We start from the raw sequence: 14472 nt of genomic DNA on the forward strand, positions 1-14472 counted from the left end.
GCAGGTAAAGCCCTCCGTCGTCGGGATGGCTTGCGGCCTTCTCTCGTTGCGAGCCATGCCATGCAGATCACACCGCTGGACCCCGCTGGTCTTCTCGAAATCGTCCCTCGCAAGATCGGCGACGAGCGCGGCTATTTCTCCGAGATCTTCCGTGCCGAACCGTTCCAGGAGCATGCCGGCAAGATCGATTTCGTTCAGGACAATCAGTCGCTCAGCGTGAAGGCGGGCACGATCCGCGGCATCCACTTCCAGACCTCGCCTGCGGCTCAGGGCAAGCTGGTGCGATGCCTGAGCGGGGCCGTCTTCGACGTCGCGGTCGACCTGCGTCATGACTCACCAACCTTCGGTCGATGGGCCTCGGTCGTCCTGACTCCCGAGCTGAACAACCAATTGTGGGTTCCGGTGGGGTTCGGTCATGCCTTCTGCACCCTGCTGCCGGACAGCGTCGTCGCCTATCGAGTGACCGACTATTACAACGCCGGCTGCGACAAGGGTCTGGCGTGGAATGATCCTGCAGTCGGCATCGAGTGGCCCGAGATCGCGGACCCTCAAACCCTTTCGGGCAAGGACCGGGCGCAGCCAGCGCTGACCGACCTGCCACCTTTCTTCTCGATCGGAGATCGTTGATGCGCGTGATGGTAACCGGGGGAGCAGGCTTCATCGGCTCGGCCCTGGTGCGCTTCCTGGTGCTGGAAAAGGGCTATGAGGTCCTCACCGTCGATGCCCTGACGTACGCCGGCAACCTTGAATCGCTGAAGGATGTCCAGGGCCGCGCCAACCATCGTTTCCTCCAGACCGACATCTGCGATCGTGGTGCGATCGAGCGAGCCTTTGCCGACTTCAAGCCGGACCGGGTCATGCATCTGGCGGCGGAAAGCCATGTCGACCGTTCGATCACCGGTGCCGCCGACTTCGTGCAGACCAATGTGATCGGGACCTTCACGATGCTGGAGGTCTCGCGGGGCCATTGGAACGCCCTGCCCGATGCGCAAAAGGACCGGTTCCGGTTCCTCCACGTCTCGACCGACGAAGTCTATGGATCGCTGGGTGCCGAAGGCCTGTTCCGGGAAGATACGCCCTACGATCCGAGTTCGCCCTATTCGGCGACCAAGGCGGCTTCGGATCATCTCGCGAAGGCCTGGTACAGGACGTACGGCTTCCCGGTGATCGTCTCCAATTGCTCCAACAATTACGGACCCTATCACTTCCCCGAAAAGCTGATCCCGCTGACCATCCTCAACGCGATGGAGGGCAAGCCGCTTCCGGTGTACGGAAAGGGGGAGAATGTCCGGGACTGGCTGTTCGTCGAGGATCACGCCCGTGCGCTCGACCTGATCGTCGACCGTGGCCGGCTCGGGGAAACCTACAATGTCGGCGGCCGCAACGAGCGGCGCAATATCGACGTGGTCCGCCGGATCTGCGCCGTCCTCGATACGCAGGTCCCGCTTGCCCGCCCGCGCGAGGAATTGATCGAATTCGTCGCCGATCGGCCGGGTCACGACGCGCGCTATGCGATCGATGCCTCACGGCTTGAAGGGGAGCTCGGCTGGCGCGCCGAGCATGATTTCGATTCCGGAATCGAGGCGACGGTGCGCTGGTACCTCGACAACGAATGGTGGTGGAAGCCGCTGCGGCACCATTATGCGGGCTCGCGACTGGGCCTCATCGAGAAAGCCGAAGGCTGAGCCTCGTGCGCGTCGTGGTCACCGGGCATGAAGGGCAGGTCGCTCGATCGCTGAAGCGGTTGGGGCAGTTGTCCGGGCATGAGGTCGTGACCATCGGGCGGCCGGAACTAGACCTTTCGGCTCCTGAGCAGACCATCGTCGCTGCGCTGTCTTCCGCAAGGCCCGACTTCATCGTCTCGGCTGCCGCTTACACGGCCGTGGATCAGGCCGAGGAGGAGCCCCGCTTCGCCGAGGCGGTGAACGTCGCCGGGGCGGCGGCCGTGGCGCAGGCCGCGAACAGGATCGGAGTGCCGTTGCTGCACTTGTCGACCGACTATGTGTTCGATGGGCGGAAGAGCGGGCCCTATCGAGAGGATGATGCGCCCAACCCGACCGGCATCTACGGCTGTACCAAGCTTGACGGCGAGCGGGCGGTCATGGCCGCGCACGGCGATGTCGCCGTCTTGCGGACGGCATGGGTCTATAGCCCGTTCGGTCGTAACTTCGTGAAGACGATGCTGCAGCTCGCCGCGGACCGATCGCAGCTTCGCGTGGTAGCGGACCAGGTCGGCAATCCGACCGGAGCGCTCGACATCGCTGCCGCTGTCCTCGAGGCCGGCGATAACCTCGTCCGCAGCACGGACCCCGGATTGAGAGGGGTCTTCCACCTCGCCGCACCCGATGAAGCAAGCTGGGCCGACCTGGCCGAGCATGTCTTCACGGTATCGGGGTTGCTCGGCGGGCCAAGCGCCTCGGTCGTCCGGATTGCGACCGGAGACTTTCCGACCAGGGCACGGCGGCCTGCCAACAGCCGTCTCGATTGCAGCCGGATTGCCGAGCGCCACGGTATCCGCCTCTCGCCCTGGCGCGCATCGGTCGCGAATGTCGTCGCCGAACTTATTCAATCCCCCAACGCAAAGGCACCGAAGTGAAGGGTATCATCCTGGCGGGGGGGAGCGGCAGCAGGCTTTTCCCCATGACGCTTGCAGTCTCGAAGCAGCTGATGCCGGTCTACGACAAGCCGATGATCTATTATCCCCTGACCACGCTGATGCTGGCGGGCATAAGGGACGTCCTGATCATCACCACCCCGCACGACCAAGGCGCGTTCCGGCATCTGCTGGGCGACGGGTCGGCATGGGGGATGACCATCAGCTATGCCCAGCAGCCCGAACCCAACGGCCTGGCGCAGGCCTTCGTTATCGGCGCCGACTTCGTCGCCGGCAGTCCCTCCTGCCTCGTGCTGGGCGACAATATCTTTTATGGACACGGCTTGCCTGAGTTGCTAGACGAAGCCGGTAGCCGGCCCAGTGGAGCAAGCGTGTTTGCCTACCAGGTCGTCGATCCGGAGCGCTACGGAGTGGTGGCTTTCGACGACGAGCGGCGCGCCTTGTCGATCGAGGAAAAGCCCGAGGAGCCCAAGTCGAACTGGGCGGTCACGGGATTGTATTTTTACGACGAACAGGTGGTCGATATCGCTGCGAACATCGCGCCGTCGGCTCGTGGCGAATATGAGATCACCGACGTCAATCGTGAATATCTGCGGCGCGGCGAGCTCAGCGTGCTGACAATGGGAAGGGGCTACGCCTGGCTGGACACGGGAACGCCCGACAGCATGAAGGAAGCGTCCGAATTCGTCTCGACGCTCGAACGACGCCAGGGAATGAAGATCGCTTGTCCCGAGGAAATCGCATGGCGGCAGGGCTTCATCGACGATGCTGGACTGGAGCGGGCCATCGAACGCCTGGGTAAGAGTGACTATGCGAAATATCTCCAGCGCATCCTGAAATTCGGCTGAAAGAAAGGCGTGCGCGGCCATCGCTGCAACTCGTCCGAACCATGGTCGCGATGGATGTGATTCGATCGAGACGGAGCGCCCGTTCGCACGCCTTTCTCTCGATCCCGCCTTTCCCGCGGCGGCGATATGACGGCTTCGTGCTCTCGGCAATCGCAGGAAATCTGTCGGACGAGACCCTCGACGAACTGGCTGAGCTCATTCGCGAGGCGAGAGTGGGTGGCTGCTACTGGGGCGCCCAGCCGGTTCCCGGGGACTTTCCTGACCATCTCGGTCCGGACGACCTGGCGACGTTGGGCGCTGACGTCGATCCCTGGCACCTTCTTTCGGCTGCGCGGGAAATCAGCTGCGATCCGGGCGGTGACCATTACCTGATCGCGGGACTGCTGGGCGTCCCGGTTCGCCGACCGGGATCTGCGGCGCCGGCACGGCCGCTCGGCCGGCAGGAACTTCGCCCACTCCTGAAGGCGGCACTCGGTGGCTTCCTGATGTGCGATCCTTTCGGCGACGAGCCAATGAGCTGGTCAGAAGTGATCGCATTGTGCCGCCAATGGCGCGAACTGATCGATGCCAATCGCGAGATCGCTGCCATTTATGGATTCGCCGGCTGGAAACGTGCGACCACCGAGCCTTTATTGTGGGGCGGTTCCGACAAGCAGCGCTTCGACCGCGATCCTGCCGAACTTACTGCCGGGCAGGCCGTCGCGGTCTGGCGATCCCGCACCGCGCCGGCTGTCCTGTCGGAACTGGAAGCTTCAGGCGTCAGGCTGATCGAAGTCGAGGACGGGTTCATCCGCTCGGCCGGCCTTGGCGCGAATTGCGTCCCTCCGCAGTCGATCGTCGTCGATCCGATCGGCATCTACTTCGATGGACGCACGCCCAGCAGGCTGGAGCAGCTCTTGCAGAGTGGACGGTTCACGCCGGACCTTCTGGACAGGTTCGACAGTCTGCAGCGCCGGATCACTACGCTCGGGCTCACCAAATATGACAGCGGTCATCAGCGGCTCGATCGGCGTTCCCCGAAGCCGCACGTCCTCGTCCCGGCGCAGGTAGAGGATGATCGCGCCGTGCTGTCGATCGACGGTCCTCCACTGACCAACCTTGAACTGCTCAGGCGGGTACGGGCGGCCCGACCCGATGCCTATGTCCTGTTCAAGCCGCATCCCGACGTCGAAGCCGGGCACCGCAAGGGAGTCGTCCCCGAAGCCGTAGCCCTTCAATTTGCCGACGAGATCGTACGGGAGGGCTCGATTGCCTCGTGGATCGACCTCGTCGACGAAGTTCACGTCAACAGTTCCCTGGCCGGCTTCGAGGCTCTGGTCAGGGGCAAGGCCGTGGTGACCTACGGCGTGCCCTTCTACGCCGGATGGGGCCTGACGACCGACCTGGGATCGATTCCTCCACGGCGGACGGCCCGGCGGTCGCTGGGTGAGCTTTCGGCTGCCACGCTGCTTCTCTACCCACGCTACGTCGATCCGGTGACGAACCTCCCATGTTCTGCCGAGGTAGCCGTCGCCCGCCTTGCCCACGGGACGCGGCAAGGCAGCATCGGCGCCTCTGCCTTGGTGCTTGCCCGCCGCATTGTGGGCTGGCTAAAGCGACGACTTCATCGCAACGATCCCGTGTGACCATTCCCATTCGCTCCTTCCTGTTGCTGCAAGGTCCGCCCGGACCGCTCTTTCGTCGGTTAGGCGACGCCTTGCGTGAGCGCGGGCATCGGGTTTGCCGGGTCAATCTCGGCGGCGGTGACCGGCTCGACTGGCCGGAAGGCGCGATCGATTATCGAGGCACTTTCTCGGAATGGCCGACCTTCGTCGACCGGTTGCTGCGGGAGCAGTCGATTACCGACTTGCTGCTGTTCGGAGATTGTCGGCCCTATCACGTCAAGGCCCATGGGATTGCGAAGCTTCGCGGTGTGCGGACCTTCGTCCTGGAGGAAGGATACCTCCGACCCAACTGGATGACGCTGGAACTGGACGGCGTGAATGCGCGATCGTCCCTTCGGGGCAGCAAGGAATGGTTCCTGGCCGAAGCCGCCCATCTGCCGGAAGTGCCTTCGTTGCCGACCATCGGCGCCAGCTTCAGGCGAAGGGCGCGCGATTCCTACTGGTACTATCATCATGTCGTCACCGGTCGCTTGCGCTACCCGCACTACCGGTCCCATCGGAAGGGTTCCCTCTTCATGGAGGGCCTCGGTTGGACGTGGCGGCTCCTGCGCCAGGACAGGCGCGAGCGTCTGGCGCAGCGGACCTGGGCTGCCGTGCGCGGGCGCAAGGTCTTCCTCTTTCCGCTTCAGCTGTCAGGTGACTTCCAGATACGGGCGCACTCCCCCTTCGTGGATATGCAGGGAGCGACGGCCTATGTGCTGGAGAGCTTCGCCATGCATTCCCCCGGTGACGCGCACCTTCTCATCAAGCGACATCCGCTCGACAGCAGTTTCTTCGATTGGGGCGGCTTTGTCGCCAGACTGGCGCGTCGTCTCCAGGTCGCCGATCGGGTCCATTTCATCGATGGCGGCGACCTCGACGAAATGGCCGCGGAGACGACCGGCCTGATTTGCGTCAATAGTACCTCGGCGACATTGGCGCTGCTGCACGGCAAGCCCGTGTGCGCGATCGGCGGGGCAATCTACAAGATGGAGGGCTTGACCCACTGCGGTCACGTCGACGATTTCTGGTCCGCTCCGCGCGCACCCCAGCCCGGATTGTTCGAAGCATTCCGCAAGGTGCTCGTGGATCGCTGCCTGGTGCGGGGCGGGCTTGCAAGCGAGTCAGCGGTGGACACGTTGGTCGAGGGAATGCTCAAGCGGATGGCCGTTTGAGCATGGTCCGGTGCGGACCGTCCATCCTCGCTCTTGCCGAAGTCGACTGCGATAGAGGCTGCGTTGATCGACACTGACCGGATGTGGGATCGCTGGGGCCGGACGGATCCCTATTTCGGCGTTCTCGCCGACCCTCGCTTCACGAAGGATCGGATCGACGCCCATCGCGCCACCTTCTTTGAAAGTGGCCGGGCGCAAGTCGCGGCTATGCTCGCCACATTCGAACAGCATTTCGGGCCGTTGGCGCGTGACAGTGCACTCGACCATGGCTGTGGTGTCGGCCGCCTGACGATGCCCTTAGCAGCTGAATTCGACCAGGTGGTTGGGGTCGATGTCTCCCCGGCCATGCTTGCCGAGGCGGAGGCGAATTGTGCAGCGAACACGATTTCAAACGTCGAGTTCGCCAGGTCTGACGATGAGCTATCGGGTGTCGAACGCACCTTCGATTTCGTCAATTCCGCCATGGTGCTGCAGCATGTGCCGGTTCGGCGTGGCAAGCGACTTATCGCCGCACTGATCGAGCGGGTTGCGCCCGGCGGCGGGTTCCACCTTCACTTGTCCACGCGCACGGATAGGCGACGGTCTCGTGTCTTGTGGTGGACCAGTGCAAACGTGCCCGGCGTCAAGACGATACAGAATTTGCTTGCAGGCCGCGCGTGGGACGCGCCCGCCATGCAGATGAACAATTACGCCCTGAGCGACGTGGTCGACATGCTCTCGACCAAGGGAGTGTCGCAGATCCTGCTCAAGAGCGAATTGCATGGCAGGTTCCTCACAGTGAGCTTGTTTGGACGGGTCGCCTGATCAGAGTTCGCGCGGAGAGGACTACGGCCGAGCAGAGGCTTCTGGGAACGAGCGGCTGTGACCATTTTGGGACACCTCGCCTTTGTCTTCAAACTGACGGAGCTTTACGCCCGGACGCTCGTTTCTGTGGGTTATGCGAAAGCGGGACGCGTCAGATTTGCGTGTGGTACCTGGGTCGAGCCCGACCCAGCGACTACCCTGTCATATGCACCAATCCCGCTTCGAACAGAGACGAGTGACATCATCTCGCCGTGGAAACCGGCGCCAGTTTGCGTTTGATATCGGGAGTTTAATTGATGGCTAGAGTTGTAGCGTTCGAGCAGTTTGACCTCTCTTCCGTCGATCTGTCGTTTTACCTCCGCACTTCGGTCGGCACTCAACAACAAAATAATGGTCAATTCACCTTTGCAGGTGTCACATACCAGGACAAATACACCATCCGAAGCGCCAACGGGACCGAACTGGTATTTCTCGGAAGCAACTTCACCAGTGACGCCAATGGACGTCTCCTGTCGGGTACTGTTAGCTTCTTCGGAGTAGTCGAGACCGGTACCAACCGGCTTTACTGGTACACGTCTGGCGTCACCATCGGTGCAGCGGCGTTTTACGACGCGATCACGACGACCTCCAATGCCGACGATCTCGGACTCATTACCGCTGCTCTCAACGGCAATGACTCGATTACACTGTCCTTGTTCAATGACAGGATCGACGGTTCCGCCGGTAACGACACGATCACGGGAGGGTTGGGCCAGGATTGGCTCGCAGGCGGTTCGGGCAACGATACTTTCCTCGATACCGCGGCGGGCTTGAACGGCGATACCCTTGCCGACTTCGCGGTCGGCGACCGGATCGTGATCTCGGACGCGACGCTTGCAAACTTCAGCGGTAGCGTCAGCGGTTCGACGCTGACGTTCACGGGCGGAAGCCTCACCTTCGGATCTGCCATCACGTCTCCCCTGGTCCTCAATGCGGCCGTGGGCGGGGGAGTTGCATTAACGGTGTTCACCTCGCAATTCGCTCCGGCGAGCGGCGTTCTGGTGAGCAACTTTGCCGTCGGCGCAGGCGGCTGGTCGAGCCAGGACCTGTATCCCCGCCACATCGCCGATGTGAATGGCGACGGGTTCAACGACATCGTCGGCTTCGGGCAATCCGGTGTAGTGGTGGCCTTCGGCTCGGCCAACGGCACCTTCGCCGCACCGCGTCTGGCTACTGCCAGCTTCGGGCAATCCACCGGGTGGACCAGCGACAATCAGTTCCATCGCGAACTGGCTGACGTCAACGGCGACGGTCGCGCCGACATCGTCGGCTTCTCCACCACGGGCACGGTCGTGTCCTTCGGTCGGGCCGATGGCACCTTCACCGATCCCATTGCGGCGACCGCAAACTTCGGCACCAACCAGGGCTGGACCACCCAGGATCGCAACGCCCGTACGACTGGCGACGTCAACGGCGACGGCAAGGCGGACATCATCGGTTTCGGCACGGCCGGGACCCTGGTCGCGCTCGGCAACGGCGATGGCACCTTCCAGGTCGCAAAGGTTGCCGTCGCCAACTTCGGGGTGCAGCAGGGTTGGACCAGCGACAATCTCTTCCACCGCACCGTGGCCGACGTGAATGGCGATGGTGACGACGACGTTCTGGGCTTTGGGACTGGCGGGACCTGGGTTGCGCTGTCGAATGGCGACGGCACCTTCCAGGCAGCGCAGTTGAAGGTTGCGAACTTTGGCACTGATCAAGGCTGGTCAAGCCAGAACAGCTTCGCTCGCGACGTGGGCGACGTGAACGGCGACGGTTTCGCCGATGTCGTCGGCTTTGGCGTTGCCGGCACCTTTGTTGCCTATGGAACGGCAGACGGCTCTCTCGTCACTCCGCGCCTGGACATCCAGAACTTCGGTGCCAATCAGGGCTGGACCAACGACAACAACTATCACCGCGAACTGGCCGATCTGAACAATGACGGCGCGATTGATGTCGTCGGTTTCGGCCAGGATGGGGTCTTGGCAGGATTCAATCAGGGGCTGTGGTTGATGTAGGCAGGGCTTCACGGTCTGGTGCCCTGGTTTCCAGGCGCATGATGACGACCTACACGCGAAGGTCTGTGGTTCTTTTAAACCGCATCGTTGAAGTCTCGACATAGTCGAGCCGCCTTGTCGGCGCTTGCGATCCATCGTGATGGTACCCTGCGGGTTACCATTGCCAGGGAATGCAAGCGCCGCAGGTGCGTCTGGTGCCCGCGACATTCGTCATCGGTAAATGCTCGCCCAAACCTGCATGGGAGCCCCCGGGTCATGCGGCAAGGAGCATAGATCGGTTAACCAGAAGTGCCCGTGACGGGCCTTGCCGGCCATAATTTTTCGCGCATAAATTAAGCAAGCTGCAGCACTTAGCGTCTACGTGTGGGTGTGGAGCTAGCGTGGGGCTGTGCGGAATATGGTAAAGCTTACGGGTTTGTCGGGCAGCGAAGTCCTGGTCGGCAGTGTCGCCGACGACATTTTGAATGGTGGTGCCGGCAACGACATCTTGCGGGGCGGGGACGGCGCGGACCGGCTGGACGGCGACTTCGGCGACGACCAGCTTTACGGCGGGTCGGGCGGCGATGTCCTGATCGACCGGCTGGGCGGAAGCGACAGCCTGTACGGCGAGGAGGGCGACGACCGGCTGCTGGTGGTCGACTTTACCGAGGACGAATTCGATTCCTCGGCACGGACGCTGGTGCTGGAAGGCGGGGCGGGCAACGACAGCCTGCGTCTCGACGCGGTCTACAATACCAGGGTCACGGCAACGCTTAACGGCGGTGAGGGCAGCGACACGATCGCGGTCGACGGTGGCGGCACCGTCACCATCGACGCGGGTGCCGACGACGACGTGGTCAAGATCAATGCCGACTGGCAGGACTATCTGGACCGGGCGAGCTACAGCGTCACGCTCGGGGCCGGGTCGGACACCCTGTCACTGCTGAGTTCGACCGATCTCGACTGGTCCAACGGTGTGGTCGATGACGAAAGCGAATTTGGCGGAACCAGCTTCCAGGCCATCCGCGTCACCGACTTCACCGCGGGCAATGGCGGCGACCGCCTCGACCTGCTCGGCTTCCTCAAGGATCACGTCACCGGCTATAACGGCCAGTGGGATCCGGCCACCAATCCCTTCGCCGCCGGTTACCTGAGGCTGATCCAAGCTGGAGCGGACACGCAGCTGCAGGTGCTGGTCGCCGAGTATAACCCGTCGACCAACCAGACGTCGGGCGTGTTCAAGACGGTGATGACGTTTGCGAACGTCGCCCCGGGCAGTCTGACCGCGTTCAATCTGGCGGGCTACGACCCAGCTGGAGCGGCCGTGTCCGGCGAGGCCTTCGTCGGCACCGGGGGTAACGACACGCTGACCGGCCTGTCGGGCAACGACGTCCTGGACGGCGGGGCGGGCGACGACTTCGTGAACGGGGGTGCCGGCAATGACATCTTGCGGGGCGGGGACGGCGCGGACCGGCTGGACGGCGACTTCGGCGACGACCAGCTTTACGGCGGGTCGGGCGGCGATGTCCTGATCGACCGGCTGGGCGGAAGCGACAGCCTGTACGGCGAGGAGGGCGATGACCGGCTGCTGGTGGTCGACTTCACCGAGGACGAGCTCGATGCCTCGGCACGGACGCTGGTGCTGGACGGCGGGGCGGGCAGCGACAGCCTGCGTCTCGACGCGGTCTACAACACCAGGGTCACGGCAACGCTCAACGGCGGCGAGGGCAGCGACACGATCGCGGTCGACGGCGGCGGCACCGTCACCATCGACGCGGGTGCCGACGACGACGTGGTCAAGATCAATGCCGACTGGCAGGACTATCTGGACCGGGCGAGCTACAGCGTCACGCTCGGGGCCGGGTCGGACACCCTGTCACTGCTGAGTTCGACCGATCTCGACTGGTCCAACGGTGTGGTCGATGACGAAAGCGAATTTGGCGGAACCAGCTTCCAGGCCATCCGCGTCACCGACTTCACCGCGGGCAATGGCGGCGACCGCCTCGACCTGCTCGGCTTCCTCAAGGATCACGTCACCGGCTATAACGGCCAGTGGGATCCGGCCACCAATCCCTTCGCCACCGGTTACCTGAGGGTGATCCAGGCTGGAGCGGACACGCAGCTGCAGGTGCTGGTCGCCGAGTATAACCCGTCGACCAACCAGACGTCGGGCGTGTTCAAGACGGTGATGACGTTTGCGAACGTCGCCCCGGGCAGTCTGACCGCGTTCAATCTGGCGGGCTACGACCCAGCTGGAGCGGCCGTGTCCGGCGAGGCCTTCGTCGGCACCGGGGGTAACGACACGCTGACCGGCCTGTCGGGCAACGACGTCCTGGACGGCGGGGCGGGCGACGACGTCGTGAACGGGGGTGCCGGCAACGACATCTTGCGGGGCGGGGACGGCGCGGACCGGCTGGACGGCGACTTCGGCGACGACCAGCTCTACGGCGGGTCGGGCGGCGATGTCCTGATCGACCGGCTGGGCGGAAGCGACAGCCTGTACGGCGAGGAGGGCGACGACCGGCTGCTGGTGGTCGACGTCACCGAGTACGAGCTCGATGCCTCGCCACGGACGCTGGTGCTGGACGGCGGGGCGGGCAACGACAGCCTGCGTCTCGACGCGGTCTACAACACCAGGGTCACGGCAACGCTCAACGGCGGCGAGGGCAGCGACACGATTGCGGTCGATGGCGGCGGCACCGTCACCATCGACGCGGGTGCCGGCGACGACGTGGTCAAGGTCAACGCCGACTGGCAGGACTATCTGGACCGGGCGAGCTACACCGTCACGCTCGGGGCCGGCTCGGACACCCTGTCGCTGCTGAGCTCGACCGACCTCGAATGGTCCAACGGTGTGGTCGATGACGACAGCGAATTTGGCGGCACCAGCTTCCAGGCTATCCGAGTCACCGACTTCACCGCGGGCAATGGCGGCGACCGCCTCGACCTGCTCGGGTTCCTCAAGGATCACGTTACCGGCTATAACGGCCAGTGGGACCCGGCCACCAATCCGTTCGCCACCGGTTGGGCCCGCCTGGCGCAACAGGGCAATGACGTCGTCCTTCAAGTGCAGGTCCAGGAGTATGATCCGCAGCTGAGCGCCTATGTGGCCGTTTCCAGAACGATACTGGTGCTCGAGAATGTCGACATTGCCGATCTGACTTCCGACAACGTCTCGGGCTTCGACTTCCGAGGCAATGGTCGCACCGCCTATCTGGGCACCGACGGCGCGGATGTGATCGCGCCCGGAGGCGTGGTCGAGATCAACGGCCTGGACGGCGACGATACGCTGATCGGTGGGTCGGGCAACGACATCCTTCGTGGGGGCGGCGGATCCGACAAGCTCTATGGCGGTGCGGGCAGCGACCTGCTCTCGGAATTTTCCGGCAACTACGGCCCGTTCGGAGACGATCTGTACGATGGCGGTTCTGGCGCCGATCGCGTCAGCTACTTCCGGGACGGCGGACCTGGAGTGGTCGTCGATTTGCGGATCGTCGGTCCCCAGAACACCGGGAGCCAGGGCTTCGATACGCTGGTCAGCATCGAACACGTCACCGCGACTTATGGTGATGACATCCTCACCGGGAACGAGGCGCAAAACTGGTTCTGGAGCTTCAGCGGTAGTGATCAGCTCTCCGGCAACGGAGGAGACGACTATTTCACCGTCGGTCGAGGCAACAAGATCATAAGCGGCGGCGAGGGTATCGATACGGTCGATATCCTCGATCTCGCCACCTCGCCGCTCGATACCTTGAACGGCCTTACGATCTCTCTTGCGCTGCAAGGGACGCCGCAGGCGACGGGCACGGGCAACTGGACCCTTTCGGGCATCGAGAACCTGGGCGGCTGGTACGGCAACGACAAACTGATCGGTGACGGTAACGGAAACGTCCTTGCCGGCGGGCAAGGCGACGACTCCCTGCTCGGAGGCGGCGGAAACGACATCCTCGTGGGAGATGGTGTCTTCACCGTCGATGGGGATCAGACACTCTCTCTGCTGATCGACCGGGAGTGGGTGGGTGGCGCCGACTGGCTGGAAGGGGGAGCGGGTGACGACGTCCTGACCGGAAATGGCGGGAGCGACACGCTGACCGGCGGCGCTGGCCGCGACGTCTTCACCGACACCCGCGCTGGCCTGAACGGCGACAGCATCATGGATTTCGCGGTCGGTGATCGTCTTGTCGTAAAGGGCACGTCGCTTGCCGATGCGAACTTTACGCTGGTCGGCGACAAGCTCATCTCCGAGGGTATGTCCCTGACCTTGGTTGGGGTTTCCGGACAACGGCTGGTGGTTCGTACGGCAGCGGAAGGGGGAGTGGAATTCACGCTCGACCCGTCCAACCAGCAGTTCGCCGAACCAAGCACGATTGCGATCAACAACTTCACGAGCGGCGCCGGCGGCTGGTCGAGCCAGGATCGTTATCCGCGGCACATCGCCGACGTGAATGGCGACGGGTTCAGCGACATCGTGGGCTTCGGTCAGGCCGGGGTCGTGGTGTCGTTCGGCTCCGCCAGCGGCAGCTTCTCGGCCCCCGGCCTGGTGCTAGCCAATTTCGGCCAGTCGTCCGGCTGGAGCAGTGACAACCAGTTCCACCGTGAGCTTGCGGACCTCAACGGCGACGGCCGGGCGGACATCGTCGGCTTCGGCGTTGCCGGCACCCTCGTGTCCTTCGCACGGGCCGATGGCAGCTTTGGCGCTCCGGTCACCGCCACCGCCAATTTCGGCGCCAACCAGGGCTGGACCTCGCAGGACACCCACGCCCGCACGACCGGCGACGTCAATGGCGACGGCAAGGCCGACCTCATCGGCTTCGGTGCGGGCGGGACGCTGGTCGCGCTCGGCAACGGCGACGGTTCGTTCGGGACCGCGGCGTTGGTCCTGGCCAATTTCGGGGTACAGCAGGGCTGGACCAGCGACAATGCTTCCCACCGCACCGTTGCCGACGTGAACGGCGATGGGGCCGACGACATCATCGGCTTTGGCAGCGCCGGTGTGCTGGTCGCCTTGGCCAGGGGCGATGGCACGTTCGGGGAAACCCAGCTGGTGCTTCTCGACTTCGGACGGGAACAGGGCTGGTCGAACCAGAACAGCTTCGCGCGCGACGTCGCGGACGTGAACGGTGACGGCAGGGCCGATATCGTCGGGTTCGGGATCAACGGCACCTATGTCGCTTACGGCGAAGCCAACGGCACCTTCACGCCCTCTCGCCTCGATCTCCTGAACTTCGGCGCGAACCAGGGCTGGACCAGCGACAACAGCTTCCATCGCGAACTGGCCGACATCAACAATGATGGAGCAATCGATATCGTCGGCTTCGGCGCCGGGGGCGTGATCGCCGGCTATGGCCAGGGCCATTGGCTGTTGTGAACGGG

The 14472-nt window shown here is 63.7% G+C and carries 9 protein-coding genes; all 9 read left to right on the plus strand.

All coding sequences use genetic code 11. The features are described from left to right. Positions 1–60 precede the first annotated feature (60 nt). The 9 genes from rfbC (at position 61) to M1K48_RS00185 (ending at position 14467) form a co-directional block, all read left to right on the plus strand. Positions 61–627 carry a dTDP-4-dehydrorhamnose 3,5-epimerase gene (rfbC, locus tag M1K48_RS00145; RefSeq protein ID WP_249503877.1) on the plus strand — a complete coding sequence of 189 codons (567 nt, stop codon included), beginning with the start codon at positions 61–63 and terminating at the stop codon, positions 625–627. Further along, the gene (rfbB, locus tag M1K48_RS00150; protein ID WP_249503878.1) at positions 627–1685 is read left to right on the plus strand and encodes a dTDP-glucose 4,6-dehydratase; all 1059 of its coding nucleotides are present in this window, start codon (positions 627–629) and stop codon (positions 1683–1685) included. The genes rfbC and rfbB overlap by 1 nt, the downstream gene beginning before the upstream one ends. Positions 1686–1690: 5 nt before the next feature. Then, entirely contained in the window at positions 1691–2596 is a 906-nt protein-coding gene (rfbD, locus tag M1K48_RS00155; protein ID WP_249503879.1) for a dTDP-4-dehydrorhamnose reductase, read from the plus strand. After that, a complete protein-coding gene (rfbA, locus tag M1K48_RS00160; RefSeq protein WP_249503880.1) occupies positions 2593–3462 on the plus strand; it encodes a glucose-1-phosphate thymidylyltransferase RfbA in 870 nt (289 codons plus the stop codon). The genes rfbD and rfbA overlap by 4 nt, the downstream gene beginning before the upstream one ends. 41 nt (positions 3463–3503) lie before the next feature. After that, positions 3504–5087, plus strand: coding sequence for a capsular polysaccharide export protein, LipB/KpsS family (locus M1K48_RS00165; RefSeq protein ID WP_249503881.1), 1584 nt, complete (start codon positions 3504–3506; stop codon positions 5085–5087). Further along, the gene (locus tag M1K48_RS00170; protein ID WP_249503882.1) at positions 5084–6280 is read left to right on the plus strand and encodes a capsule biosynthesis protein; all 1197 of its coding nucleotides are present in this window, start codon (positions 5084–5086) and stop codon (positions 6278–6280) included. The genes M1K48_RS00165 and M1K48_RS00170 overlap by 4 nt, the downstream gene beginning before the upstream one ends. A gap of 63 nt (positions 6281–6343) precedes the next feature. Beyond that, positions 6344–7084 (plus strand): class I SAM-dependent methyltransferase, encoded by a 741-nt coding sequence (locus tag M1K48_RS00175; protein WP_249503883.1) that lies wholly within the window; start codon positions 6344–6346, stop codon positions 7082–7084. A gap of 296 nt (positions 7085–7380) precedes the next feature. Further along, the gene (locus M1K48_RS00180; RefSeq protein ID WP_249503884.1) at positions 7381–9120 is read left to right on the plus strand and encodes an FG-GAP-like repeat-containing protein; all 1740 of its coding nucleotides are present in this window, start codon (positions 7381–7383) and stop codon (positions 9118–9120) included. Positions 9121–9517: 397 nt separating this feature from the next. Beyond that, the gene (locus M1K48_RS00185; protein WP_249503885.1) at positions 9518–14467 is read left to right on the plus strand and encodes a beta strand repeat-containing protein; all 4950 of its coding nucleotides are present in this window, start codon (positions 9518–9520) and stop codon (positions 14465–14467) included. Positions 14468–14472: the final 5 nt, after the last annotated feature.

The sequence above is a fragment of the Sphingomonas glaciei genome (assembly GCF_023380025.1).
Taxonomy (GTDB): Bacteria; Pseudomonadota; Alphaproteobacteria; order Sphingomonadales; family Sphingomonadaceae; genus Sphingomicrobium; species Sphingomicrobium glaciei.

What these genes read in the sequence shown, in the direction of transcription:
- rfbC (WP_249503877.1), top strand. Translation starts at nt 61, where the DNA reads ATGCAGATCACACCGCTGGACCCCGCTGGTCTTCTCGAAATCGTCCCT.
- rfbB (WP_249503878.1), top strand. Translation starts at nt 627, where the DNA reads ATGCGCGTGATGGTAACCGGGGGAGCAGGCTTCATCGGCTCGGCCCTG.
- M1K48_RS00165 (WP_249503881.1), top strand. Translation starts at nt 3,504, where the DNA reads ATGGTCGCGATGGATGTGATTCGATCGAGACGGAGCGCCCGTTCGCAC.
- M1K48_RS00180 (WP_249503884.1), top strand. Translation starts at nt 7,381, where the DNA reads ATGGCTAGAGTTGTAGCGTTCGAGCAGTTTGACCTCTCTTCCGTCGAT.
- M1K48_RS00185 (WP_249503885.1), top strand. Translation starts at nt 9,518, where the DNA reads ATGGTAAAGCTTACGGGTTTGTCGGGCAGCGAAGTCCTGGTCGGCAGT.